The following is a 26,182-nucleotide window of genomic DNA, read 5'->3' as shown; positions in this document are numbered from 1 at the left end:
TACATTGAGGTTACTAGTAGGTTGGGTTAAAGTAACTTGTAGTTTATGTTAATGTTGCTTTAATATTGCTCGTAAATTATGTTAAAACTACTAATAGTTTTTTAGGAGTTTTATGAGATTTATTGTTAATTCTTTATTTTTCTAAGAAATGTGGTATACTAAACGTAGGTAGTAGAGTGTATGAAATTACCTGCAATATAACCAAAAAAAAGGACGAGTGGCAGCTCGTCCTTTTTCTTGCTTATTTTTTGTTTTTATTGTTAAGCCAGTAGCTGTAGGTAGTTACAACTAAGGCAACAATAATAGGGGCAAGCAAGGTGCCCCAGAGTGCATAAAACAGCTCCTGCAATATACCACCTCCTTTCGGGAGGTATTTTATATTATATCATCATGCTATGGAGTCTTGTATATAATAAATGATTGGAGAATTCTTAATGAAGAAGGTTGTGCTTTTCTTTCTTTTAATAACAGCCCTTACGGGATGTGGATTGAATGAAAATACGAATAGTAATAAAACAGAATCAAATGCAACTAGTTCTGCTACTGCAACTGATTTCTCTACATCTGCTGCGGGAAACAGCCAAGCGACTACCAAGCAAGATGACCATCTAATTACAGCAAAGCAAGCCTTATCCGCTGGTGAGTATGCGAAAGCCATAGAAGAAGCCACTGCGTCTATTAAACAAGATGCTAACAACGGAGAAGCCTATTCTGTACGCGGCTTTGCAACAGCATTAAACGGTGATGCGGCTAAAGGGTTGACAGATACTAAAAAGGCTTATGATTTAGACCCTAACAATGTGGCTAATTACTATAACATGGCCATGGTCTATAAGTTGCAAGGGCAGTTAAACGATTCTAAACAATGGTTTGAAAAGGTATTAGAAAAGGACCCTAGCAACACCTGGTCTGTGTATGGAATTGCTACCATTTATGCAGACCAAGGGGATGATACTAAGGCCCTTGATTGGTTAGAAAAGGCTATAAAAATTGATCCTTCTGTAAAAGCTGTTGCAGCCGAACAAGACCATTTTGAACGATTTCATAATAACGGACGATTTAAAACATTGGTAGAATTATAGACATGGATGTGAAACAGATGATTCGCCTTATTATAAAGGTGATAGGATTTATATATTGGCTTATTTTTCTATACCTTGGCGGTCTAATGGTCGTAGACTGGTCAGGGTTTATGACTCGGTACAATATTAAAACACCAATTTTCCTTAGCTATATAGTGGTGGTAGGGTGTATTGTTATGCCTTATTTGGTGTTTTATTGGAGAAAACTGAATCCTAATGTTAAACCGCCCTATTTTGTGCGATGTCTTAGTGCCTATATGGACCGTCTAGAGGACCAACATAGTATATGGTTTGATGTACTATATGTACTCAAGCTACTGCTCTATTTTGTAACAATCCTGTGGATGATCTGTATACTATTACTAACCTTAGCATCTATTACATGGACAATAGTTCTAATTTTACTGAGCAATTGATGATGTAAATTACATTGTTTTCTCTACTAATGCTTCTTGTAAAAGTTGAGAAAAATTAATTCCTTTAGCCAATGCTCTGTCGTTAAGCCATGCAGGAATGGTTAAGGTTTTCTTTACGGACTTACTATTTTTAGCTAAATCAATATCTGTTTGCACTAATGTAGGATAGGTGGTATCTGTGCAAGGTAAGTTACGAATAGATGTGGGGGTAGGTAGAGTTTGTCCATCTTCTAAAGCGCCTAATATATAGAGTTCCATAGCCTCTTGTGCATTGGTTATTAATCCTATTCATAAAAATCATATTAGTATATAATTAATATGTATAAATTAGGTTGTGTATTGATGGAAGGAGAGGATTCATCATGAAACCATTTGGTAAAAGGGTAGCAATGGCTGTGTTGTGTGCGGCGACATTGACATCCCCATTTTTTTTGAGCGGTTGTAGTATGTCAGAATTATGGCAGGGGACTGAACAGAGCCGTAAGGAAATTGCGCAGCGGTCTGAGCAGGATCAGGTGCAGTTATTTAATCAATATGTGAAAGCTGTAAGCCGATACAATCGCATGGCTGTCATGTTTGATTATGCGAATACGCCAACTCTTAATGAGTTAAAAGCGGGGCAGCATTTAACTGTATTTAATGCACCGAACTTTAAGCAGTTACAAAAAGAATTAGAAGAGGCTAAGCAAGCCGGGATTCCGTATGATGAAATGAAGGAGCCTTTAGATAAGCTGCTTTCAAAATTGAACGAAATTACACCGGTAGCGGAAGAACTCGATGCATATTATAAATCTAAAGGGTATACGACAGACAACTATGCTAAGGAGCAACAATTAGGCCCTAAATATGTTCAATTGTATGAACAATTTGTTCCTATTTATGCTGACTTTGATAATGTTATGCATAAAATCAATACGGACCGCTTGCAACAACGGTTACAACAATTGCGTGATGCAGGCAAGAAAAATGCCGCTGCAGCACAAGAGGTTCATTTGCGACTTACTGCGGTCCTAGAAAAGATCGATAGTGAAAAACAACTAGATGTAAATGCTATCAATCAAGAATTACAATCTATTGGTGATGTATCAAATGGTATTACTAGTCTTAAGTATGATTCTGTTAAGACCTCTGTAAACTCTACGATTGGTGCAATCCGTACCTATATGGGTTCAAAACAAGATAACGATTATAATCGTATGATTGAGGCCTATAACCATTACATTTCTAATCTGAATACGACCAATATGAATGAGCTAGATTAAAATAAATTAGATTAAAATAAGTTAGATTAATACGTCTATAAAAAAGAAAGCTGTATCAAATGAGGATATCATTTGATATAGCTTTTTAGTTGATTAGTAGATGTATTACTTTTTAAGGCTAATGCGCGTTGTAATTTGGCTCGATAAGGAGAATAATATTAAGGCTATCCAGATACAACCGAAGGCAATCATCTGTGGTGTGCCAAAGCTTTCACCAAAGTAAAAGATGGCAAGCAACAAGGCAATGGTAGGGGATACATATTGCAAGAAGCCTAGTAGATTGAGCGGCAATAGTTGCGCCCCATAGGAGAATAGCACCAATGGGACAGATGTAGTTAGACCGCAGGCTATGAGCAACATGGTTGTATACCAGTCTGTGCCGAAATAGGACCACACGGTATTATCGACCATGGTTGTATATAGTAAGGCTAGCGGTGTTAATAGCCAGGCCTCAAAGGCGATGCTCGTAAAGGGAGAGATGAGTAGTTTCTTTTTTACGGCCCCATAGAGACCGAAGGAAACGGCGAGGATCATCGATACTAATGGCAAGGATCCCACTTGATAGGTGAGTAAGGCGATGCCGATGGTAGCGATGAGGACACTCAGCTTTTTCGGTATCGATAGAACCTCTTTAAATAGGATGACACCTAATACTACATTAAAGAGTGGATTGATGTAATAACCAAGGCTCGTGTTCATAACTTGATTATTGGCGATGGCCCAAATGTAGGTGAACCAGTTTACACTGATGATGACTGCCGCAACTAAAAGTAGGAATAGTTGTGAACGTTGTTCTTTTAGTAATTGAAAGTCCTTTTTGAATTGTTTAAAGTGTAGGCCAAATACAACGATAGCCATGCAAACACCTGACCAGATAATGCGCTGTGCCAGTATATTATACGGTGAAACATGGTTTAATAATGCCCAATATAGAGGGAGTAAGCCCCAAATTATATAACAACTAAGGGCTGTGATTAACCCTTTTTTACTTGTATGCTCCATAATGCCTCCTTGTGATAGTATTTATTATATCACTAATTCTCAAATCATGCGTTTTAGTTATTGCATATGATTTTCAGTTATAACTTTAGTTTTGGTACTTATGATTAAATGTTATGTTCATTGACTTTGTGCATATTGTTACACTATATTGGACTTAGAACAACGAATATAGAGAATAGGTGTCGCAAGACTTAATAGAGAAATCGGTATAAGCCGATGCGGTCCCGCCACTGTAAGGATGAGCCTGCTTTTATACATGTCACTGGAGTAATCTGGGAAGGCGAAAGCGAGGTGACGATCCCGAGCCAGGAGAACTGCCTATTTGATAATCACCGTTATGTACCTACGAGCGATAGGAAGGGGATTGGGGTATGCTGGCTACAGTATTTTTTAGTGTACCTTTCAATAAGAAACCTTACGTGTCACTTTTAGGTGGCACGTTTTTTATTGCCCTTAGAGTGGATGTTGAGTATAGGAATCAGGTTTTATAGATATCAAACAGATGGACACATTTTGAGGTTGATGTGGTCCAATAAGATAAAGCTCGATTGATTCATATATCTAACAATTCGCAGGTACGGTGCGCTGTTTCTCGGTATGGTTTCGAGTTGAAAAGGAGGCACATATATGTCTGACAAAAAGACTTCAAAGGATGCTGAACGCGATTTATTAGCACCTGTATCCTTTGATGAGTTTAAGAAACCTACGTATGAACAATGGCAGACCGAGGTTGAAAAAGCGTTAAAGGGTGGCGACTTCCATAAGAAGATGTTCACTAAAACCTATGAGGGAATTACGTTACAACCAATTTACACGCCTGCATTGCATGGAGAAAAAATTCCAAAGGGTGTATATCCTGGAGCAGGTGAGTTCCTACGTGGCACAAAGGCAAGTGGTTATATTAAAGACTCTTGGGGCGTATCCCAATATGTAGACGAATCCTTTCCTAAGGATGCTAATCATGCAAGTTTATACGAAATTGTAAAAGGTGGCACCATTCACAATATTCGCCTTGATGAAGCAACACGCCATGATCAAGATGTGCAAGTAGGCGCAGCTGTTGGTATCGGCGGTACATCTCTGTCTACTATGGATGATTGTAGACAATTGATTGAGCGTTTTAATTTGAAGGAAAATCCTTTATACATTGAAACAGGTGCTTCTGCAGCTATCTTGCTCGGTATGTTAGCGGCTACGGTGAAAGGCTCTAAAAAACAGACTTCTGACTTGAAAGGTCTCGTTGGTGCAGACCCTATTGGTGTTTGGGCTAAAGATGGCACATTGCATATGTCTTTAGATACAGCCTTTGATGAAATGGCACATACTGTTGTATGGGCTAAAGAACAAGCTCCAGAGCTTAAAACTGTACTCGTATCTGGCGATGTATATGCTAATGGCGGCGCTAATGATGTGCAAGAGGTTGCGTATACATTGGCAACAGCCGTTTGCTACGTGCGTCAATTAGCACAACGGAACATCGATATTCATACTATTGCTAACAGCATGATGTTTACATTCTCCTTGGGTGCAAACTTCTTTATGGAAATTGCTAAATTGCGTGCATTGCGCGTACTTTGGGCGCGCATCATGGAAGCGTTCGGAGCTGAAGAAGCTGACCGTGCCGTTCATGTACACGGCAGAACATCGGCTTTCACAAAAACTGTATACGACCCATATGTAAACTTGTTGCGTAATACAACACAAGCATTCTCTGGCGTTGTAGGTGGTTTGAATAGCCTTGAAGTGTCCCCATTCGACCAACCAATTCGCAAGGCTGACGATTTCTCTCGTCGTATTGCCCGTAACATCCAAGTTATGTTGCAAACTGAGTTCGAGTTGCGTCAACCGGTGGACCCTGTAGGTGGTTCCTGGTATGTGGAAACATTGGCAGCTGAATTATGCGAAAAAATTTGGGCTGAGTTCCAAACTATTGAGTCTAAAGGTGGCATCATAGCAGCTTTGAAAGAAGGCTATCCACAAGCTCAAGTTAAAGCAGTTCTTGATGAACGTTTCAAAAACCTTGCATTCCGCAAAGATGTGGCTGTAGGTAACAACATGTATGCGAACATGACTGAAGAATTGCTTGATCCAAAACCAGAAAATCAAGAAACATTGCGTCAAAAACGGGTTGCTCAAATCGAAGAGTACTTGGCGAGTGCGGAGCCAGATGCGGTTGTGAAAGCACAGGCTACCCTAGAAGCAGGTACTACGGAACCAGGCGCTTTGATTGGCCTTATTGAACTCGGTGCATTACATAAATTAACAATACGTCAAATCCGGAAGGCTTTAGACGCTGGTGATATTGCTTCTGAAACGATTGAATCCATTTCAGCTCATCGTTGGACTGAACGGTTTGAAGCACTTCGCATGCGCACCGAGAATTATAAACAACGTACGAAAGATAATGTGAAGGTATTCTTGGCTAATATGGGCCCAATCCCTCAACATAAACCTCGTGCGGACTTCTCCACAGGCTTCTTCGAAGTAGGTGCTTTTGAAGTTATCAAAAATGATGGCCATGAAACAACGGCTGATGCTGCGAAAGCTGCTCGTGAAAGTGGTGCTGATGTTGTCGTTATCTGTTCTACAGATGATACCTATCCAGAATTGGTGCCACCACTCGCTAAGGAATTGAAAGAAACTATGCCGCATGTAACGGTTATTTTAGCAGGGGCACCGCCTAAGGACTTAGAACCTGTGTACCGTGAAGCTGGCGTGGACGACTTCATTTCTGTTCGTGCAAATTGTTACGAAATCTTGAATACGTTACAAGATAAGAAAGGGATGTGAGCTCATGTTCAAAAATCCAGACTTCTCCTCTCTTGGCTTGGAATCTCAGAAAGCAACATCTCGCGATGCATGGCTTGCTGAACTTCAAAAAGAAACAGGAAAAAGCTTTGAAGATTTATATAATACAACAATGGAGCAAATCCAACTAAAACCTCTCTATACAGAGATGGATTATGAAGGGATGACACACCTTGACTATATGGCTGGTGTACCTCCATTCTTGCGTGGACCTTATTCCACAATGTATGTTACTCGTCCTTGGACAGTACGTCAGTACGCTGGTTTCTCCACAGCGGAAGAATCCAATGCGTTCTATCGTCGTAACTTGGCAGCAGGCCAAAAAGGTTTGTCTATCGCCTTTGACCTTGCTACTCACCGCGGTTATGACTCCGATCATCCTCGTGTAGTAGGTGACGTTGGTAAAGCGGGTGTTGCGGTAGACTCCATCCTCGACATGGAAATTCTATTCTCCGGTATCCCTCTTGATCAAATGTCCGTATCCATGACAATGAACGGCGCCGTATTGCCAGTAATGGCGTTCTACATCTTGGCTGGTGAAGAACAAGGCGTTGATAAAAAGGTTATGGCTGGTACAATCCAAAATGATATCTTGAAAGAGTTCATGGTACGTAATACCTATATTTATCCTCCAGCTACGTCCATGCGTATTATCGGCGATATCTTCGCGTACACATCCCAGTACATGCCTAAGTTCAACAGTATCTCCATTTCTGGCTATCATATGCAAGAAGCGGGCGCTACTGCGGACATCGAATTAGGTTATACATTGGCCGATGGTCTTGAATATATCCGTACCGGTGTTAATGCAGGCCTTCACGTTGACCAGTTCGCACCACGGTTGTCCTTCTTCTGGGCAATCGGTAAAAACTACTTCATGGAAGTGGCAAAAATGCGTGCGGCTCGTATGTTATGGGCTAAGATTATCAATAGTTTCGGCTCTGAAAATCCTAAATCCATGGCACTTCGTACGCACAGCCAAACATCTGGTTGGTCTCTTACAGAACAAGATCCGTTCAACAACGTGGCTCGTACATGTATGGAAGCGATGGGCGCGGCTTTGGGCCATACTCAATCTCTACATACGAATGCGCTTGACGAAGCGATCGCGTTGCCTACGGACTTCTCCGCACGTATTGCGCGTAATACTCAGCTTTACATCCAAGATGAAACTAAGGTATGTAAGGTTATCGACCCATGGGGCGGTTCCTACTATGTAGAAGCGTTGACTGATGAATTGATTCGTCGCGCTTGGGGTCATATTCAAGAAATCGAATCCCTTGGCGGTATGGCGAAAGCTATCGATACAGGGCTTCCTAAGATGCGTATCGAAGAAGCTGCTGCACGTCGCCAAGCTCGTATCGACTCTGGTCGTGAAGCGATCATCGGTATCAATAAATATCGTCTAGATAAAGAAGATCCATTGGATATCCTCGACGTAGATAACACGGCTGTACGGGAAGCGCAAATTCGTCGTCTCGAACAATTGCGCGCTAACCGGGATGAAGAAAAGGTTCAATCCTGTCTTGAAGCGATCACAAAAGCTACCGAATCGGGCGAAGGCAACTTGCTTGCCCTTGCACTTGAAGCGGCTCGTGCTCGTGCATCCTTGGGTGAAATTTCCTTTGCTGTTGAAAAGGTATGCGGTCGTCATAAAGCGGTTATTCGCTCTATTTCCGGTGTATACTCCAGCGAATTTGAAGATGACGATGTAATTAAAGAAGTACGCCAAATGGCAGATAACTTTGAAGAACTCGAAGGTCGTCGTCCTCGTATCATGATTGCGAAGATGGGCCAAGACGGTCATGACCGTGGTGCCAAAGTTATCGCTACATCCTTCGCGGATATGGGCTTTGACGTGGATATCGGACCTTTGTTCCAAACTCCAGAAGAAACAGCACAAGATGCGGTGGATAATGACGTTCATATTGTCGGATTTAGTTCTCTTGCGGCGGGGCATAAGACATTATTGCCTCAACTTGTAGAGGAACTCAACAAGCGGGGCCGTGGAGATATTTTAGTTGCCATCGGCGGCGTAATCCCTGCTCAGGACTATGAATTCCTACGCGAACATGGCGCAGTGGCTATCTTTGGCCCTGGTACAGTTTTGCCAGTAGCGGCGAAAAAATTACTAGAAACATTGACTAGTCACGTTCAAGACGAGTCTCATGACTGATAACAAACGGCCTACTCCGGATGAATTGCGCAATACACAGGACGCAACTTTCACCACTGGTGAAGGCAAAGCCCCTGAATTAGGTGTAAAAAACGCAAGCACCGAGGGTAGTACCTATCGTCCCGACTGGGTGCCAGAAGAAGCGAAGAAAGATGACACTTACGCGTGTCACGTAATGAAAGGCGTCAAGGAAATGCATGACGGCCTCTTATCCAGCTCTGCTCATCTGGCTCCAGCGGTACGTCCCGTACAGCGGCGAAAGAAATTAACTGTCGCTGATTATGTACGCGGTATCGAGCAGGGGGACCGCGTTATACTTTCACGGGCTATCACATTGGTAGAAAGTAATAATAAGGACCATTTCAAACTAGCTCAACAAGTGTTGCAAGCTGTATTGCCTCGTACGGGCAAGGCATTACGCATCGGTATTACTGGTGTGCCTGGGGCCGGTAAAAGTACGTTTATTGAAGCTTTCGGTAACATGCTCATTGAAGCGGGTTACAAGGTTGCCGTACTGGCTGTAGACCCTACGAGTCAAGTCACAAAAGGCAGTATTTTGGGTGATAAAACACGGATGGAAACGTTGACGAAACACCCAGAGGCTTATATTCGTCCATCGCCAGCTGGTGGTACGCTAGGCGGTGTGGCTCGTAAAAGTAGAGAAACTATGCTACTTTGCGAGGCTGCTGGGTACGATATCATTCTCGTTGAAACCGTTGGGGTTGGGCAAAGCGAAGTTACCGTGCGCTCCATGGTTGACTTCTTTATGCTCATCGTTTTAACGGGGGCAGGCGATGAATTGCAAGGCATCAAAAAAGGCGTTATGGAACTTGCTGATGCTATTGTGGTCAACAAGGCTGATGGGGATAACCTCAAACGAGCTCTCATTGCTCGTAGCGATTATGACCGGATGTTGCATTACATCCGTCCGGCTACGGAAAAATGGAAGACTCAAGCCTATACATGTTCAGCTGTCACAAAGGATGGCCTCGATGAATTGTGGGATGTAATCCAAGAATTTACTGAACAAGGTAAAGAGAATGGCGTATTCTTAAAACGCCGTCAAGAACAATCCCTCCGTTGGGTACGCGATATGATTGACGAACACTTGCACAACCTATTCTTTAACAATGTAGTCATTCAAGGTCGCATGGGCGAAGTCGAAGCTGCTGTCTTAGACGGTGAAATGAGCGAATCTCAAGCCGTTGAAGAACTTATTGGCGTTTTCGATAAGTCTTTACAATAAGTAGATAGCTACATACCTATTTGATAAGCTGGCGTAACTTATCTATTAAGACATTCCGATTAGCTATCATGCTTATTTAGATCTATAAAATGTATCCATAAAAGGCATAGTATGGAAACTATTATTGGTTAAAACTTGTAGTAGTCAGATACTATGCCTTTTTATGTGCCTGTGAAAGTATATTCATGAAACAAATTTCATAAAAAATACGGTTGATACTTTCATAAAAAACATATATGATATATAATTTAATCATAAACTGTTACTTGTGTGTGATTAAAAAGAGAGGGTCATTATGAAACCACTAGTAAAGAAAATGTTAACAGCCGTATTGTGTGCATCTACTCTAACAGCACCATTATTCATGAGTGGATGTAGTTTTTCTAAGATTGCCAATGGGGTGCAGCAAGGCGCTCAAAAGGCATCGCAAAAAGACATTCAAGTGTTTAATCAGTATATCGAAGCAGTTGGTAATTTTAACAGTGGCACCGTACGCTTTGGATATGCTATTAATCCTTCCATTCAAAAACTAAGAGAGGGTCAACATTTATCAAGCTTTATGACACCAAAATTTGATAGTTTACAACAAAAATTACAAGCCGCTAAAGATGCTGGTATACCATATGATGATATGAAGGAACCTCTTGATAACGTATTAGCTGTATTAAAGGACATTGTACCAGTAGCAAGTGAATTGGATACGTACTATCAAACTAATTCATATCAAGCAGATAATTATGCTAAGGAACAACAATTAGGACCTAAATACGTTCAACTATATGATCAATTCTATGCAGCATATAATCAGTTAGATGCTGTAATTCACAAACATAATACGGAAAATCAACAAGAACAGTTGAAAGAACTTAAAGATTCCGGTAAGAAAAATGCAGCTGCTGCTCAAGAAGTTCATTTACGTTTAACTGCATTATTGGATAGCTTTGAAGAAGGCAAGCAAATCGATGTAAATGCGGCGAACCAAGAGTTGCAAGCTATCATGGATGTGTCCAGCAGCATTACTAGTCCAGACTATAACTCTGCTAAATCTCATTTAAATACAACTATTGGTAGAATTCGTACATTCTTAGGTGACCAAACAGCTGATCATTACAATGATATGATTGAATCCTACAATAGCTTTATTGGCAGTGTAAATCGCTTGGATATGAACAAACTCGATAAATAATACCTAATCGTATATGCCATGTTATGAACTGTTAGGAGAGGAATATTTAAATGAACAAAAAATTATTATTACCTGTAGGTGTAGTCGTTCTAATTATTGGTATTGCGATTCTATTATTAAATCCAGATCCAGGGGCGGCTAATTTGGAAATTGCGAGAAACGCTACAAATGCTCAAGCGGCAGCAAAGGCGATTTCTGAGAATAACCAATCTTACACATTGTGGTATTCTATTGGTATGTTCTGTAGCGGTTTAGGCATTGCACTGTCAGTAGGTGGCTTCATTGTAGGCTTTATTAAAAAAGACTAATCTATTTAGGAACGCATAAAAGGCTGTACTAGAATATATATCGTTTCTAGTGCAGCCTTTTTGTATTTTAATTTTAGGGTTATAGGACAAAACGAGTTGGTCTTGCCCTATAACCCTAATTTTATCCTGTGGACGTTAGCTACCCTATGTCTATCTAGCGAATTAGTCTATATTTATCTTGCAAATCATCCTATATCTATTAATGTTGTGGTTTTACGCTCTATATCTGTTTTAGAGGGGATAAAACGTGGTATAATTAACCCGGATAGAGCCTAACGGTATGTGGCTTTTGGAGGTTAGTATGAGTAGTATAGCGCATTTATTTGTAGCTGGTGGATTTGTTATGTATCCGCTGGTGATTTTTTTACTGTTTACCTTGATGATTGGCATTGAACGTATCTTTCTATATCGCAAGTTTACAAAGGACTTGCGCCGTTTTAATAAGGTCTTAGAGAAGAACCAATCTTGGATTCTGTTACCAAGTGTTTTAGAACGGGATACAGAGGAACTTGGTTCTTTATTTGCCCGTGCTATCCGCAATGCAAAGAATTATAATGGCTTGGAAAATCGCCTTCAAGATGTGGTGTCGTACGCTGATGAACGTTTAAAACGCGGCCTTAGTTGGCTCAGCATGGTTGTAACAATGGCTCCGTTATTGGGGTTGCTAGGGACGGTCCTCGGCATGATTCGTGCGTTTGCTGTGGTAGGCGGCGATATTGGGGCTCCGACCATTATTACAGGTGGTGTTTCTGAAGCCTTAGTGGCAACGGCTACAGGTTTGACCGTGGCCATTATTGCCCTTGGCTTTCACAGTTACTGTGCAGCAAAGGTCAATGATTCTGTGGCGACATTAGAACATGAGTGCGGCAACATCCTTGATGCGTACAACGAGGAACATGATATATGAGACGACGCACGTTAGGGGTTAAAAAAGAGCCTACCATCATGATTATTCCTATGATTGATATCGTATTCTTTTTATTAGTATTTTTCATGGTAGGCACGCTGTACATGAATACAGAGCAACAAATTCCGCTTAATTTACCATCTGCATCGACGTCTACGGCGAAATCTATCGAACCTATCACCATCACCTTGACCACAACGCACACGCTGTATATCGATAATCAGGAAATTTCTTCGGATCATTTAGCGCAAGAGGTCAAATCTATTGTTACACAAGCACCTCAACAGGCCTTTGTGATTCGCGCTTCAAAAGATGTGTATTATAACGAGGTTATTGAGCTTTTGGACATGCTCAAGGTGAACGGTGCTAAATATATTAGCGTCGCTACGGAACGGAAGTGATTCCATGTTTGAATCACATTATCTGAAACCTTTTATTGTGTCTTTAGGCATTACCGTCATGCTTATTTCTGGTATGGGGCTTTCCTTACGTGGCATCGTTGGAACAGGTGTGGCTTATGATGCAGCAGAGGTTAGCTTTCATCTGCCTGAGGATAGTGAAAGCGATGCAGAGACTGCCATTATTGAGCCTATACCTAAGGATAAGCTACCGGTTGAATCTCCGACTCCAGAAGGGCCTGCGCCTAAGGCGGATCCTCTTGTAACGGAAAATACAGGTGATGAAAGTGTTCATAATTTAAATGCCAATAAGACTACATCTAATGCTCGTCGCGAATGGTCCGTTCCAAAGGCCATAGAATCGGAAACGACTAATAATGAACAAGCTGTAGTTACGGGTGGAAATGATTCCAAAGACGGGAAATCCTCTAAGCCTGATAATGCTCCTATGGGTAAGGATATAACATCTGATCCGAATGCCAATGGAAACGGCTTTGCCGAAGCTAGTGATTTATCCTTCCTATCTGATCTTGCGTGGGGGCTCCTAACACCAGGGCAGCAAGCACTTTTACAGAAGTCGGATATCAACCCCCAAGAATATTTACGAACTGTACAAGAACAGGGAAAGAGGTCAATCGTAACAGGTAAGGCTGTAGTGCGTGTTAACTTTGATGTTAATGGACATGTCATCGTAGGAGAACATACACCGCTCATCGCAGAGGATGTACCGCAACCAGTCAAAGAGGAAGCAATGCGCATCGTTAAAAGCAGTGGTTCTATTGTCAATCGAAGAGGGGAACCTGTATATTTAGCAGTTCCTGTTGTATTAGGACAATAAAGAGGCATATCACATACTATGTATGTAAGATATGCCTCTTTGTTATGGTTGTAATAAATGATTGTATTAATTGGTAATAAGTATTACTATGAAATACTTATTCTATCTGAGTCATGCTGAGTTATATTTCAAGGATTAATTATATGTATTGTATTAATTTTGATTGGTAAGCATTGTTTTTGTAGAGTTGAAGACGGCTAGATATACGATGGCGCCGCCGATGAATAATGTGACTTGCATAGGTGTGCTGAATTGATCGGCTCGCCACAATGCGAAAGCATAGAAGAACATGGTAATCAACATGATGAGAAATGCAATGATAACGCGTACGTTAGTATGTACCGCTAACGATGTGGTAATGTGGGATTTATTCATCATTACGTAAATTAATGATACGACGATGTCTGACGTAAAGATGGAGAAGATCAAGTTATAATCAAACTCACCAAAAAGGACTACTGCCAAGCCGATAAAGCTAAGCCCAAAGAATAGACGTAATAGAATACCTATAGTATTAGATTCGTTGCGCTGTGCGCGGCGTTCCTTACGATTTAAAGTTGCCATGAAAGCCTCCCCATAGTAGAAATGTTTGTTACTATTAGTATAAAGCTCGTGTATAGATTGAGCAATTATTCGCAGTACATTTAGTCTGTATGTTTATTATATATCACAATGTATAGCTATGATATAGTATTGATTAATTTATTACTATATAACTATATGTGGAATTCTATATGAGAAATTAAAGAGAGAGTATAGTTCAGGTTATTGTTATCTATGTTATTAATGGTATGATTGTGTTTGTCTTTTTTCTGTTTTAGACTCTGTAGTTAAATATGGGTATCCTTTTTCTAGGATTGAACAACTAAGATTTGATAACTAAAGTCGAACGATAAGTAAAATTAATATAATTATCATTCGGAAAATTTGGCTCTGTTCGTTGAATGGAGCTTTCACATATGGTACAATAATCCTATAAATCTAGCTTTTATCATGCAAAGGAGACATCATGATACCACGTTATACACGAGAAGAAATGGGCCATATTTGGAGCGAACGCAACGAATTCGACACAATGTTATTGGTGGAGACCCTCGCATCTGAGGCACAAGCTGAGTTGGGTGTTATTCCTAAAGAAGCGGCGAAAACAATTCGGGAAAAGGGCAATTTCGACGTTGAGCGCATTCATGAGATCGAAAAGGAAACGAATCATGATATCATTTCCTTCGTAACAGCAGTGGGCGAATACGTAGGACCTGAAGCGGCTAAATACATCCATCTTGGCCTTACCTCTACAGACGTGAAAGATACGGCGCTTGGGTATATGATGAAACAAGCCTGCGATATCTTAATTGATGACTTAAAGCGTTTGCACGAAGTATTGCGTCGTCGTGCAGCGGAGTTCAAATATACTCCTATGATTGGCCGTACCCATGGTATCCACGGCGAACCAACTACATTTGGCTTGAAATTGGCGTTGTGGATGGCAGAGGTAGAACGTGATATTGAACGTATGGAACATGCTCGTAAAAGCGTTGCTGTTGGCAAATTGTCTGGCGCTGTTGGTACATACTCCAATATCGATCCATTCGTAGAACAATATGTGTGTGAAAAATTAGGCCTTGAACCTGTTAAAATCGCTACACAAGTAGTACAACGTGACCGTCACGCTGAATTGTTGTCTACCATCGCTGTTGTAGGTGGCACATTGGATAAAATCGCTTTAGAAATTCGTCACTTACAACGTACAGAGGTGCGCGAAGCAGAAGAATATTTCAGCCCTAAACAAAAGGGCTCCTCTGCGATGCCTCATAAACGCAACCCTATCACATGTGAAAGAATTTGCGGTATGGCTCGCTTACTTCGTGGCTATGCACAATCTGCTTACGAAGATCAAGCGTTGTGGCATGAACGCGATATTTCTCATAGCTCTGTAGAACGCGTGATCTTGCCGGATGCGACAATCTCGTTAAATTATATGCTACACCTAACAATTCGCACCATTGATAAGTTGTTGGTATACCCTGAAACTATGCTTAAAAACCTTAACCTTACAGGGGGCCTCGTATTCAGCCAAACAATTTTGACACATCTTGTCGACAAAGGTGCGGTACGTGACGAAGCATATCGTTGGGTTCAAAAACATGCTATGGAACGCTGGCTTGAAGGCAAAGATTTCGCAACAGGTTTAAAAGCTGATGAAAATATTAAGAAGTACATGACTGATGAGGAAATTGATGCATGCTTTGATCCATATAAATTGCTAAGACATGTAGATACAATCATGGCTCGCTTTGGCCTATAATTGTAGGGTACTTCCCACATAACATATGAAAGACTAGGGTAGGTATAGATCAACAAGCCTATGGTACATGCATTAGGTGTTGGCTATATCTACCTTTTTTGTTTTGAAAGCAATATACCATTTTAGATAGAAGTATATTATTTTAACAGATAATTATAAATTAGTTTTCTAGCAGGCTTTTATATACTCGTCTTACATTAGGAAACCATCTATTTGTTTTAGGAGGTTATATGAAACGTATTATACGGAAGTACGGACCGCCTATTTTTCACTGTATTAATGACTTTGGTCAAGGTTCGCTGGCGGCCCTCATACCGTTTTTTATCGCTAACTTTGGCCTTAATTATTATCAATCGGCTTCCATCATTTTCTGTAATACCGTGGTGGCTTCCGTGGCACAGCCCGTATTGGGCTATGTGGCAGATCGGTGGCGCGTACCCTGGTTTATTCCCGTTGGGTTTACGGTGACTCTTGTGTCGATTAGCGCTATGGCATTGGCTACGAGTTACGAAATGATTCTTGCTTTGTCGCTCTTGGCCGGGGTAGGGGCCGCGTTATTCCATCCCAAGGCGGCTCTTCTTGTAAATCGTACGCAATCTCATGAAATCGGTAACGCCATGGGCCGCTTTGCAGTCGGCGGCAGTGCGGGCTTTGCGTTGGGACCCTTTATTGCTGGTGGTGTTTACGTCTTTGGGGGACAATTCCTTTGGGTATTTACGCTTATCGCTCTACTTGGTGTATTATTATATCTCTATGCCTTTATGGGTGAGGGTGAAGCTGATACCGATGATACTGATATTGCTGATTCTGCTGATACTGGTAACCGTGAAAGCCGTGCTAAGGTTCTTAGTACCGGTACAAATGATTGGGTGAGCTTCGGTAAGTTATTTTTTGTGATTGCTTCTCGATCTATACTCTTCTCTGTATTGGCTATCTTTATTCCTATTTTGTATATTACTGTTATTAATGGTGAAGCTAGTGCATCTAGTTTGGCCCTTACTGCGTACTTTGCTATGGGTGCCGTTCTTACCTATATGGGCGGGGCCTTATCTGACCGACTTGGATTTCTTAAAACTGTGCGCTTAGGTAATCTGATTTTCTTGCCATCCGTTTTAGTATTTATTTTTGTGCCTAATATGTGGGGCTTCTTTGGAGCCATGATTCCAATGGCCTTTGGCGTATTCTCACAATACGGACCAATTACGGTACTAGGTCAAAAATACCTTGCAAAAAATGCAGGCTTTGCGTCGGGTATTACGCTAGGTCTTGGTATTACCTTGGGTGGCCTTGTGGCACCTTATGTAGGACATCTAGCAGATATCTATGACGTACAAACGGCATTGATGACCTTGATACCGGTAGGTGTTATAGGCTTATTGATGAGTTTTTGGTTAAAAGAACCAAAATAGCCCATGCATTTGGGAAGAAACTAAAGATTGAATTTGTATAAATACTTTCACAGAATCCGAACATTGTTGTATAATGATATTGGATTATTTAGGCTTTTATATGGAGGATATAGATATGGCAACTAGTATGGTTATCGGCACTCAATGGGGTGACGAGGGGAAAGGTAAAATTGTTGACTGGATTGCGGAACGTGCGGATGTTGTGGTGCGCAGTCAAGGTGGTAATAATGCGGGTCATACTGTTGTAGTGGATGATAAAGCGTTTGCACTTCGCCTTTTGCCAAGTGGTATCTTATACGATAACAAACAAAATATCGTGGGTACTGGTGTTGTTATCGACCCTAAAGTTCTGCTACAAGAAATTGAAGGTCTAGAAAAGCAAGGCAGATCTGCTAAATCTCTTCAAGTTTCTAACCGTGCACATGTCATCATGCCATACCATATCGCTCTAGATACTGCGGAAGAAGCATCTAAAGGGGATGCTAAAATCGGTACTACTAAAAATGGTATTGGTCCTTGCTACGCTGATAAAATCAATCGTATCGGCATCCGTATCTGCGATTTGTATGATATGGAAACATTTAAACAAAAATTAGCGTACAATGTAGAGTTTAAAAATAAAATGCTTACTAAGGTATACGATGCTGAACCTGTTAATTACGATGAAATCTTAGCGGATTACATCAAATATGCTGAAGCGTTGAAACCTTATGTAACAGATACTAATGCAGCTGTTCTTAAAGCTATAAAAGAGGATAAAAAGGTATTGTTCGAAGGTGCTCAAGCTACTATGCTCGACCTTGACCATGGTACCTATCCATTCGTAACATCCTCTCATCCAATCGCAGGTGGTGCTTCCACAGGTGCTGGCGTGGGTCCTAACTACTTAAAAAATATCTTTGGTGTTGTAAAAGCATATGCTACACGTGTTGGTGCAGGTCCATTCCCTACAGAACTTCTTAACGAAACTGGGGATAACCTTCGTGAACTTGGTCATGAGTTCGGTACTGTAACGGGTCGTCCTCGTCGCTGTGGTTGGTTAGACCTCATGGTTGTAAAATACGCAGCAGGTCTTAACAGCCTAGATTACTTAGCTATTACACGCTTGGATATTCTTGATACGTTTAAAGAATTGAAAATCTGCGTAGGTTACAAATTGAATGGTAAAGACGTAGAAGGATTCCCAGCTAATTTAAAAGATCTTGAAGCTTGTGAAGCGGTTTATGAAACATTGCCAGGTTGGGAAACTGATATCTCTGGTATCCGTGAATATGATAAATTGCCTGAAAATGCTCGTAAATATGTAGAACGTATTGCAGAAGTAACAGGTGTGCCTTTAGGTATTGTATCCGTCGGTCCTAACCGTAGCCAAACTATCGATTTAGTAAATGTATTCTAAGTTATACTAATTTGATATAATAGAAAATTTTCATGTGGTAGCATTGATAGAGTGTTATATATTTTAACATTTCTCGCTATGCAATCGATTTATAGAATTATACAGATTAGACCCCTCATAGAGGGGTCTTTTGTATTGAATGGATATAGAATATAAACGTGTATGCTCTATATCTAATCCTTTAGGTTGCTACAGTAGTGCGGTATATCGAAGTATGCTATATAGTTATTAAAGCGTGAGTATATCGAGAAATATATAACAAATAATAGAACATGATTGTTATATATACAGAAAAATGTATATCCAAATAAATCTATAGAATGAAAAATTGTTTAAAATATTCATTTTATACAAATAGGCACGTGCTTAAATTAGTTTATAATAGGGCAAAATTTACTTATCTATAATTTTTTTGTATTCATAATAAATTATTAAGATACAAATATAAAGAAAAAAATAGATTTACATTAAGAAATAGTATATAATAGTACCAAGAAGTAGATTGATATTTTTTGATAAGGATCTGAGGAGTTAAAGATATGGTTGAAGTTTCTTACGAACGTTTAGCGACGATTTTTAAGGCATTAAGCGATGAAACAAGATTACACATCATCGATATGTTGTCTTGCAATGAATTATGTGCAGCCGATATTTTAGCGAGCTTCAATTTGTCTCAATCTACGTTGAGTTACCACATGAAAATCTTAATTGATGCAGGTGTAGTTAACTCTCAACGTAATGGTTTATGGACGCGTTACTCCATTAATGAAGCTACATTTGCGGATATTTTAGATATTCTCCCTCAATTATACAAAACTAAAGATGAGTGCATTTGCGCGCAAATTAAATACTGCCGCATTTCTGAGCACGAAAAAGAAGCGTAACAATGAGACGTTGGATTATGCATGTTGATATGGATGCATTCTTCGCGTCCATAGAACAACTGGATCATCCAGAGTATAAAGGCCACCCCGTAATCGTGGGTGGTCTTTCTTCACGTGGTGTCGTAGCTACCTGTTCCTATGAGGCCCGAAAATTTGGTGTTCACTCTGCGATGCCAATCTCGAGGGCTAAGAAACTCTGTCCTGATGGGATCTATGTATATCCTCGAATGGATCGCTATAAAGAGGTGTCGAACCAAATTTTTTCCATTATGAACGAATTTACCCCTTACATTGAGCCTCTATCTATTGATGAAGCTTTTCTTGAAGTGAGTGGCATGTCTACCATGTATAGTGGCCCTAAAGCGCTAGGGCGAGCCATTAAAGATCGTGTGTTCGAGAAAACAGGACTTATTATTTCTGCAGGCTTAGCACCCAATAAATTTCTTGCTAAATTGGCCTCTGATTTAGATAAACCTGATGGTCTTGTAGTCATCCCATATGGTCGTGAAAAAGAGGTGCTGGCTCCTTTGCCGATTAAACGTATTTGGGGTGTTGGTCCTCGGACAGAGAAAATTTTGAAAGCAGGTGGCTTTCACCTGATGCGTCATATTCAGTCTTTGTCTGATGAAAGCAGTTTAATTCCTCTCGTGGGGAATCAGGCAAAGCGCATATGGGAACTGGCGAATGGTATCGACGATAGACCTGTTGAAACAGATCGCAAGATACAATCAATTGGAGCGGAGGAGACCTACGAAGAAGATCTCACAGAGGGCCGTGCTATTGAATTAGAATTTAGGTATTTTGCAAACCGTTTATCGAAACGGCTTCGGAGGCGTAACCTTCATGGACATACTGTATCTATCAAGGTTCGGTATGATGATTTTACCACCGTATCACGGCAGAAGCGGCTAGATATACCATCAGACCAGGAACATGTATTTTTTGAAACAGCATTGATTCTGTGGAATAAATTGATGCAGGATAAGACGAGTAAGCGGCCTAAAGAGTCTAAGAAAGATATGGAACCGTTAGGCGCTACTACAAAGGTAAAGTCTATGAATTTTAAATATAGTAGTTCTAAAGGGCTTACCTGTATGGATCCGCCTGGCCCTATACGACTATTAGGTCTTACTGTGAGTGGTCTCGATGAGGAGGTTCCTATGCAGGATAGTCTCTTTGATTCCCCACAGGATGAAACAGAGGATAAGCTTGCTAGCGTGTTAGACTCCTTAGAGTCTAAATTTGGTGAGACTGCTGTTATGAGTGGCGCATTATGGCAACGCTTTCATGGAGACAATGGAATACGTAGAAAACGGTCAGAGTTGAAAGCGGCCGTGGATGCACAGACTGCTCAAGATGATGGGGCATCTACTAAAGTTGATGTAGGATCGACTAAAGAGGCTAATCGGTCTATAATTGCAGATACACAGCCATCTATTGAAGAACCTAAAAAGATCGTCAAAAAGGACTTATAAAGTTTATATTGAATACTTTCGCTAATATAATTGTTCATGTTACAATATGGGTGTAGTGTTAATAAATTACCGCAAGAGAGGTATAGATATGAGTTTATTTCGTGTGGCCATCCATTATGGCGTAAACAGCAATGGTTTCTTGTCTTATGATACAGAAACAAAAACAGTGTCCGTAGATCTACCTGAACAAGAGTGGGTTGATAAGGTAATCGCTTACTTAAATAATGAACATGCTATTGAGCATGCTACAGGTCTTGATACGTATGAACGGTTGACCGTAAAACCATTAGAATCTTTGGATAACCTTAAGTTAGCTTTAACACGCATGTGGGAAGCTATCGACGTACAAGTTGACTGGAGCCGTCCAGCATAAATTGAATGAAAACACCTTGTGATCTATAAGTTAGTAGAAACAAGGTGTTTTTTGTTTTGCGTATTTTTGTAGGTATATCTTAATAGGTTTTAAATATATAGCATTGAAATTCTCATTTTAAAATTATAAATGATATCGTGTATACAAGATTTGTAAAAGTTTAGGGTTGTCATGTTAAAAAATTTGTGATATTCTAATTACATATTAATGGATAATAATTATCCATTAATAATTTTTATCGTAATTAAGATGTATGATTTAAAAATTATGTAAAGTAAATTACTTTCATTTTGATCTCTAAGTAGGAGTTTGTAACATGAATAATGAAAAGAAACTAACAACAGCCTTTGGTGCTCCCGTACCAGATAATCGCAACTCTGCTACAGCAGGTAAACGTGGTCCTGTATTGATGCAAGATGTTTGGCTCATGGAGAAATTAGCTCATTTTGAGCGCGAAGTGATTCCTGAACGCCGTATGCATGCTAAAGGATCCGGTGCATTTGGTACTTTCACAGTAACCAATGACATTACAAAATATACGAAAGCAAAAATTTTCTCTGAAGTAGGCAAGCAAACGCCGTTATTCGTGCGTTTCTCCACAGTTGCCGGGGAGCGTGGTGCGGCCGATGCAGAACGCGATATTCGTGGCTTTGCCGTAAAATTCTATACGGAAGAAGGGAACTGGGACCTCGTAGGTAACAATACACCTGTATTCTTTATTCGCGATCCATTGCAATTCCCTGATTTGAACCGTGCTGTAAAACGTAATCCGAAAACAAATCTTCGCGATGCGACAGCAAACTGGGATTTTTGGACTAGCTTGCCAGAGGCAATCCACCAAGTAACAATCGTTATGAGTGACCGTGGTATTCCTAAATCTTACCGTACAATGCATGGTTTTGGCAGTCATACATACAGCCTTATCAACGAAAACGATGAGCGCGTATGGGTTAAATTCCATTGGGTTTGCCAACAACCGATTGAAAATCTTTCCGATGCTGAGGCGGCTAATGTGGTGGCTAGTGACCGTGAAAGTCACCAACGTGACCTTTTTGAGGCTATTGAAAGAGGCGATTTCCCTAAATGGAAATTATGCATCCAAGTGATGACGGAAGAACAAGCTAACAATATGCCATACAATCCATTCGATTTAACAAAAGTATGGTATCATGACGAATTCCCATTGATCGAAGTCGGCGTGATGGAACTTAACCGTAACCCAGAAAATTATTTCCAAGATGTAGAACAAGCTGCATTTGCACCAACAACTATCATTCCAGGTGTATCCTTCTCTCCTGATAGAATGCTTCAAGGTCGCTTGTTTTCTTATGCCGATGCGCAACGCTATCGTCTAGGGGCAAATTATTATCAAATCCCTGTTAATGCCCCAAAATGCCCTGTAAATATCTATCATCGCGATGGTCAAGGTCGTATAGATGGAAACCATGGGTCAACAATTGGCTACGCACCTAATAGCTTTGGTGAATGGGCTGAACAACCAGAATTCAAAAATCCTCCTCTCGATGTATCTGGTCCAGCTTACCAATATGATTTCTATGAAGACGACTCTGACTTCTTTACACAACCAGGTAAATTGTTCCGCCTCATGAGCCCTGAACAACAACAAGTTTTGTTTGAAAATACCGCAGCGGCTATGAATGGTGTACCTGATTTCATCAAAGAACGTCATGCAAAACATTGCTATCAATGTGATCCCGCTTATGGTGAAGGCGTTGCTAAAGCTTTGGGCATGAACATCGACTTTAGCGATGTAAAATAAGATTAATGATACTATTTAAACAACATTAAAATAGTTTATCTAAACAATACTAACGCAATAAAAGAACTTCCTTAAACTAAGACGAAGCCCCTCCTTGCTATGTAGCTCATAGTAAGGAGGGGCTTTTGTTGTGGAGAGTGTATTTAAATATTACTAATCAAATTTTTTACTTGTTAAGTCTTGATACATGAGCTTAGCAATTTCATATTGTGGATCACCCGGTTGTAGCTGGTGTGTCGGTAGTTTAAATACGGTTTCAGCTATTTCACTTTTCTTGATATCGATGCCTTTTACATCTTCAGAACGACTTATAGAAATGGTATGCGTTGTTGGGTTTATGAAGTATGCATTTACATCGATGCTGAAAGCTTTATTTTCGTCCTTTCTCATGATTGTACGTAGAATCATGGCTGAAATAGCAGTAGTACCATCTTTTTCGCCTAATAGCTACTTAGATGTATAGTCCACATAATCTGCATAGACATAAATATCACCGGGTTTGGCCTTGTCATAATCTTGTGTGTAGGCCTCTACTAAACGCAAATCGAGCTGTCTCCCAAATGGTTGAGAGAACATTTCGCTTTGTAATGTTCGTGTTTCATTAACAGGTGGATACATAGGTATTGCTTTTAAACCTTTTAGCATATCCGCGCGAGTTTCATTTTTCCGTTTAGCACGACGTTCCGCACTGACCTTGTCTAAGCGTTTACGTTCCTTTAACATGGCCTTTTCTTGTTCTGCTTTAGTTTTGTAGGTCTTTACGGATACAACACGGTTACCGGTCATAGTGACTGTTGAATAGACGGGCTTATCTTTAGTAGGCTTTCCCTTAGAAGCAGCAAGAGTAGATTGGACCATAGCCGGTGTTGCACTTTCGATAGATTTTTTTAGTTCTGGAAGATTGGAGTAATCCATATCAACCATAGCAGTATCTGTGTTTTCGGTAGATTGCACAGGGGCAGCTGCATATGCAGATGATATAGCTAATACAGCTAATAGTGAACTGACAATAATTGATCGTTTACATAGTTTCATTACATATACCTCTCTTTAGTAAGAAATCTCTAATACCATCAATAGCTGTATTATAGCATAGTTTTTGCATAGATAGATTTAAAACCGTATTTATTAACTTCTAAAAGAGCCTAAGCAACTACCTGAATCGAATCGATTTATGGTATGGTGCATAGGCTCTTTTTTACTTTCAGAAATATACAAATTTTAAAATGATTTTAGTATAACTATGTAGAATTATATGATGTGTTGAATTTGCACGAAATGTTACATGTGAATAGGAGGCAGTTATGAAATCTAGTAGTTTGGCATGGTATGTGGCGGTGGCTTGCATGGGAGGGAGCCTTTGCGTTGGATCTGTAGTACAGGCGAATTCTCCAGCGACGGTGAAAGCAAATAACTCTGTTCCCGTAGCTATTGTAACGCAGGTCCAAGCAGCTCAGGCGGTTACAGCAACTAAGAATGATGTAGCTAGTGCTACATCAAATTATACAGTAACTAATAATGCAGTAGTTAATAATGCAGTAACTAATGATGTAGCGGCACAGGAAGCGCTCAAACAAAAGCAACAGTACCAAGCCGAAACTGAAACGATGGGCTTGTTATGGATGCGCACCTCTGCAGAGTACAGAGCGCTAGCGTATCAAGGGTACAATGTGGCAATGAATGCCGTTAAGATGGCCGTTACTGATCCATCTCATCAAAGAAAACCTTTAGCTATCGTTCTTGATGCGGACGAAACAGTAGTGGACAATACCAAGTTGATGGGTGAAAGCATTGTAAATGGTAATGGCCGTTTTGATGCTCCTTGGTGGCGCCAAGCCGTACATCAAGGAAAATCGCAAGCCATGCCTGGCGCCGTTGAATTTTTAAATGAAGTACATAAACAAGGGGTAGAAATCTTCTATGTTTCAAACCGCTACGCACCTGTAAACCTTGACGTAACGATACAGAATTTTAAAGAACTAGGATTCCCATCTGTCGATAAAGACCATGTACTACTATTCGAAAAAGACTCTGATAAACAACCTCGCTTTGATATGATTGCTAAAAAATATTATGTCGTTGTATACATGGGTGATAACGCCGGTGATTTTCCTATTGGTACAAAAGGTAAGAGCTTAGCTGAAAGAAATGCCATCATCGACAATCATAAAGAGGACTTTGGTACTACCTTTGTCATATTCCCAAACCCTGCCTATGGATCCTGGGTAAGTTCTTTAGCGAAAGGCTATCAAAACCTAAGCCCAGAAGAACAAAAACAAGTAAATAATCAATACCTACAACAATAAGGATGTCTTGCGTATACTTTATTAAAAACGATATAATAAAGTATACATGCGTCTATAGCTCAACCGGAGAGAGCGTCAGTTTCCTAAACTGTAGGTTGGGGGTTCGATTCCCTCTAGGCGCACCAGAAGGATAGAGCTGCAGTTTCGCCTTAATACTCGTGAGAATCTATTAAGGTAGGGCCTTATGCCGAAATCAAAGGACACAATTTATTGTGTCCTTTTCTTCTTTTGAGTATATTAAATTATTTTGTTATCAAGAAAATAATAGAGTAATTAAGGTTATATGATAAAAAATATAATAAATTGATGAATAAAAATTAGAAAGTGTTGACATATAAGTAATACTGATATAATATGTAATTAGATTTTATCATAGCGAAAGGTTACAGAATCTACTAAAATAAGACTTTATGTCGAAATCACTACTTTTAAGTAGTTATTAACAATAGTATATGTAAATTGAGTTAGTAGTACATATTACTAATGTTTTTTGTGTGGAATTTTGAGCACGGGTCTTATGATCTGTGCTCTTTTTGTTTATTGATTTATTATAGCGAAAGGCTACAAAAGTGCTTAACTTCGTTGTTGAGGTTTTAGTACTCTGTAATTTTTCGCTATGATA

Annotated in this window: 24 protein-coding genes, 1 tRNA gene and 1 riboswitch; of the genes, 19 read left to right on the top strand and 6 right to left on the bottom strand. The window is 40.2% G+C overall.

What is annotated here, in order from left to right; genetic code table 11:
* Nucleotides 1–241 precede the first annotated feature (241 nt).
* Nucleotides 242–316, bottom strand: a complete 75-nt coding sequence (locus HMPREF1865_RS09535; RefSeq protein WP_229039624.1) for a type I toxin-antitoxin system Fst family toxin — start codon at nucleotides 314–316, stop codon at nucleotides 242–244.
* Nucleotides 317–434: 118 nt separating this feature from the next.
* On the opposite strand from HMPREF1865_RS09535, the gene HMPREF1865_RS05530 reads away from it, so the two are divergent.
* Nucleotides 435–1,082 (top strand): tetratricopeptide repeat protein, encoded by a 648-nt coding sequence (locus HMPREF1865_RS05530; protein ID WP_060919474.1) that lies wholly within the window; start codon nucleotides 435–437, stop codon nucleotides 1,080–1,082.
* A gap of 425 nt (nucleotides 1,083–1,507) precedes the next feature.
* Here the strand turns inward: HMPREF1865_RS05530 and HMPREF1865_RS05520 are convergent, their stop codons facing one another.
* Nucleotides 1,508–1,756: a type II toxin-antitoxin system HicB family antitoxin gene (locus tag HMPREF1865_RS05520; RefSeq protein WP_230949606.1), complete on the bottom strand. Its 249-nt coding sequence runs from the start codon at nucleotides 1,754–1,756 to the stop codon at nucleotides 1,508–1,510.
* Nucleotides 1,757–1,860: 104 nt separating this feature from the next.
* Here HMPREF1865_RS05520 and HMPREF1865_RS05515 point away from each other — a divergent pair, with 104 nt between their 5' ends.
* The gene (locus HMPREF1865_RS05515; protein WP_060919472.1) at nucleotides 1,861–2,760 is read left to right on the top strand and encodes a DUF3829 domain-containing protein; all 900 of its coding nucleotides are present in this window, start codon (nucleotides 1,861–1,863) and stop codon (nucleotides 2,758–2,760) included.
* Between the two features lie 105 nt (nucleotides 2,761–2,865).
* Here the strand turns inward: HMPREF1865_RS05515 and rarD are convergent, their stop codons facing one another.
* On the bottom strand, nucleotides 2,866–3,762 hold the full coding sequence (gene rarD / locus HMPREF1865_RS05510) for an EamA family transporter RarD (protein ID WP_060919471.1): 897 nt from the start codon (nucleotides 3,760–3,762) through the stop codon (nucleotides 2,866–2,868).
* 160 nt (nucleotides 3,763–3,922) lie between these two features.
* Nucleotides 3,923–4,098: riboswitch (cobalamin riboswitch) on the top strand.
* A gap of 291 nt (nucleotides 4,099–4,389) precedes the next feature.
* Here rarD and HMPREF1865_RS05505 point away from each other — a divergent pair.
* The 8 genes from HMPREF1865_RS05505 to HMPREF1865_RS05470 all read left to right on the top strand — a co-directional run bounded on the left by HMPREF1865_RS05505 (nucleotide 4,390) and on the right by HMPREF1865_RS05470 (nucleotide 13,629).
* Nucleotides 4,390–6,552, top strand: a complete 2,163-nt coding sequence (locus HMPREF1865_RS05505; protein ID WP_060919470.1) for a methylmalonyl-CoA mutase family protein — start codon at nucleotides 4,390–4,392, stop codon at nucleotides 6,550–6,552.
* Between the two features lie 4 nt (nucleotides 6,553–6,556).
* Complete coding sequence (gene scpA / locus HMPREF1865_RS05500; protein ID WP_060919469.1) at nucleotides 6,557–8,746, top strand: methylmalonyl-CoA mutase; 2,190 nt, start codon at nucleotides 6,557–6,559, stop codon at nucleotides 8,744–8,746.
* On the top strand, nucleotides 8,739–9,992 hold the full coding sequence (meaB, locus tag HMPREF1865_RS05495; RefSeq protein WP_004694551.1) for a methylmalonyl Co-A mutase-associated GTPase MeaB: 1,254 nt from the start codon (nucleotides 8,739–8,741) through the stop codon (nucleotides 9,990–9,992). The genes scpA and meaB overlap by 8 nt, the downstream gene beginning before the upstream one ends.
* 295 nt (nucleotides 9,993–10,287) lie before the next feature.
* Nucleotides 10,288–11,178 (top strand): DUF3829 domain-containing protein, encoded by an 891-nt coding sequence (locus HMPREF1865_RS05490; protein WP_060919468.1) that lies wholly within the window; start codon nucleotides 10,288–10,290, stop codon nucleotides 11,176–11,178.
* A gap of 50 nt (nucleotides 11,179–11,228) precedes the next feature.
* Entirely contained in the window at nucleotides 11,229–11,486 is a 258-nt protein-coding gene (locus HMPREF1865_RS05485; RefSeq protein ID WP_004698152.1) for a hypothetical protein, read from the top strand.
* Between the two features lie 301 nt (nucleotides 11,487–11,787).
* On the top strand, nucleotides 11,788–12,393 hold the full coding sequence (locus HMPREF1865_RS05480) for a MotA/TolQ/ExbB proton channel family protein (RefSeq protein WP_060919467.1): 606 nt from the start codon (nucleotides 11,788–11,790) through the stop codon (nucleotides 12,391–12,393).
* The gene (locus HMPREF1865_RS05475; protein WP_060919466.1) at nucleotides 12,390–12,794 is read left to right on the top strand and encodes an ExbD/TolR family protein; all 405 of its coding nucleotides are present in this window, start codon (nucleotides 12,390–12,392) and stop codon (nucleotides 12,792–12,794) included. The genes HMPREF1865_RS05480 and HMPREF1865_RS05475 overlap by 4 nt, the downstream gene beginning before the upstream one ends.
* 4 nt (nucleotides 12,795–12,798) lie before the next feature.
* Complete coding sequence (locus HMPREF1865_RS05470; RefSeq protein ID WP_060919465.1) at nucleotides 12,799–13,629, top strand: hypothetical protein; 831 nt, start codon at nucleotides 12,799–12,801, stop codon at nucleotides 13,627–13,629.
* A gap of 153 nt (nucleotides 13,630–13,782) precedes the next feature.
* Here HMPREF1865_RS05470 and HMPREF1865_RS05465 read toward each other — a convergent pair whose 3' ends face one another.
* The gene (locus HMPREF1865_RS05465; protein WP_060919464.1) at nucleotides 13,783–14,193 is read right to left on the bottom strand and encodes a hypothetical protein; all 411 of its coding nucleotides are present in this window, start codon (nucleotides 14,191–14,193) and stop codon (nucleotides 13,783–13,785) included.
* A 445-nt stretch (nucleotides 14,194–14,638) separates the two neighbouring features.
* Here HMPREF1865_RS05465 and purB point away from each other — a divergent pair, with 445 nt between their 5' ends.
* From purB to HMPREF1865_RS05430, 7 genes are all read left to right on the top strand, one after another.
* Nucleotides 14,639–15,934 (top strand): adenylosuccinate lyase, encoded by a 1,296-nt coding sequence (gene purB / locus HMPREF1865_RS05460; protein WP_008714679.1) that lies wholly within the window; start codon nucleotides 14,639–14,641, stop codon nucleotides 15,932–15,934.
* Nucleotides 15,935–16,164: 230 nt separating this feature from the next.
* Nucleotides 16,165–17,343: an MFS transporter gene (locus tag HMPREF1865_RS05455; RefSeq protein ID WP_060919463.1), complete on the top strand. Its 1,179-nt coding sequence runs from the start codon at nucleotides 16,165–16,167 to the stop codon at nucleotides 17,341–17,343.
* A 115-nt stretch (nucleotides 17,344–17,458) separates the two neighbouring features.
* Nucleotides 17,459–18,742, top strand: coding sequence for an adenylosuccinate synthase (locus tag HMPREF1865_RS05450; protein WP_060919462.1), 1,284 nt, complete (start codon nucleotides 17,459–17,461; stop codon nucleotides 18,740–18,742).
* 539 nt (nucleotides 18,743–19,281) lie between these two features.
* A complete protein-coding gene (locus tag HMPREF1865_RS05445; protein WP_004694570.1) occupies nucleotides 19,282–19,626 on the top strand; it encodes an ArsR/SmtB family transcription factor in 345 nt (114 codons plus the stop codon).
* Between the two features lie 2 nt (nucleotides 19,627–19,628).
* Nucleotides 19,629–21,101, top strand: coding sequence for a DNA polymerase IV (gene dinB, locus HMPREF1865_RS05440; RefSeq protein ID WP_072270798.1), 1,473 nt, complete (start codon nucleotides 19,629–19,631; stop codon nucleotides 21,099–21,101).
* Nucleotides 21,102–21,189: 88 nt separating this feature from the next.
* Nucleotides 21,190–21,474: a hypothetical protein gene (locus HMPREF1865_RS05435; RefSeq protein ID WP_004694573.1), complete on the top strand. Its 285-nt coding sequence runs from the start codon at nucleotides 21,190–21,192 to the stop codon at nucleotides 21,472–21,474.
* Between the two features lie 316 nt (nucleotides 21,475–21,790).
* Nucleotides 21,791–23,254, top strand: a complete 1,464-nt coding sequence (locus tag HMPREF1865_RS05430; protein ID WP_060919461.1) for a catalase — start codon at nucleotides 21,791–21,793, stop codon at nucleotides 23,252–23,254.
* 153 nt (nucleotides 23,255–23,407) lie between these two features.
* Here HMPREF1865_RS05430 and HMPREF1865_RS09640 read toward each other — a convergent pair whose 3' ends face one another.
* Nucleotides 23,408–23,644, bottom strand: coding sequence for a hypothetical protein (locus HMPREF1865_RS09640; protein WP_230949605.1), 237 nt, complete (start codon nucleotides 23,642–23,644; stop codon nucleotides 23,408–23,410).
* A 57-nt stretch (nucleotides 23,645–23,701) separates the two neighbouring features.
* Entirely contained in the window at nucleotides 23,702–24,289 is a 588-nt protein-coding gene (locus tag HMPREF1865_RS05425; RefSeq protein ID WP_230949604.1) for a hypothetical protein, read from the bottom strand.
* A gap of 269 nt (nucleotides 24,290–24,558) precedes the next feature.
* On the opposite strand from HMPREF1865_RS05425, the gene HMPREF1865_RS05420 reads away from it, so the two are divergent.
* Nucleotides 24,559–25,560: a 5'-nucleotidase, lipoprotein e(P4) family gene (locus HMPREF1865_RS05420; RefSeq protein WP_060919460.1), complete on the top strand. Its 1,002-nt coding sequence runs from the start codon at nucleotides 24,559–24,561 to the stop codon at nucleotides 25,558–25,560.
* A 48-nt stretch (nucleotides 25,561–25,608) separates the two neighbouring features.
* Nucleotides 25,609–25,685 (top strand) — tRNA-Arg (locus HMPREF1865_RS05415).
* Nucleotides 25,686–26,182: the final 497 nt, after the last annotated feature.

The organism is Veillonella parvula (assembly GCF_001553335.1).
Classification (GTDB): domain Bacteria; phylum Bacillota; class Negativicutes; order Veillonellales; family Veillonellaceae; genus Veillonella; species Veillonella parvula_S.
Note: the sequence above shows the minus strand (reverse complement) of the source record. Positions and strands in the feature narration are given on the sequence as shown.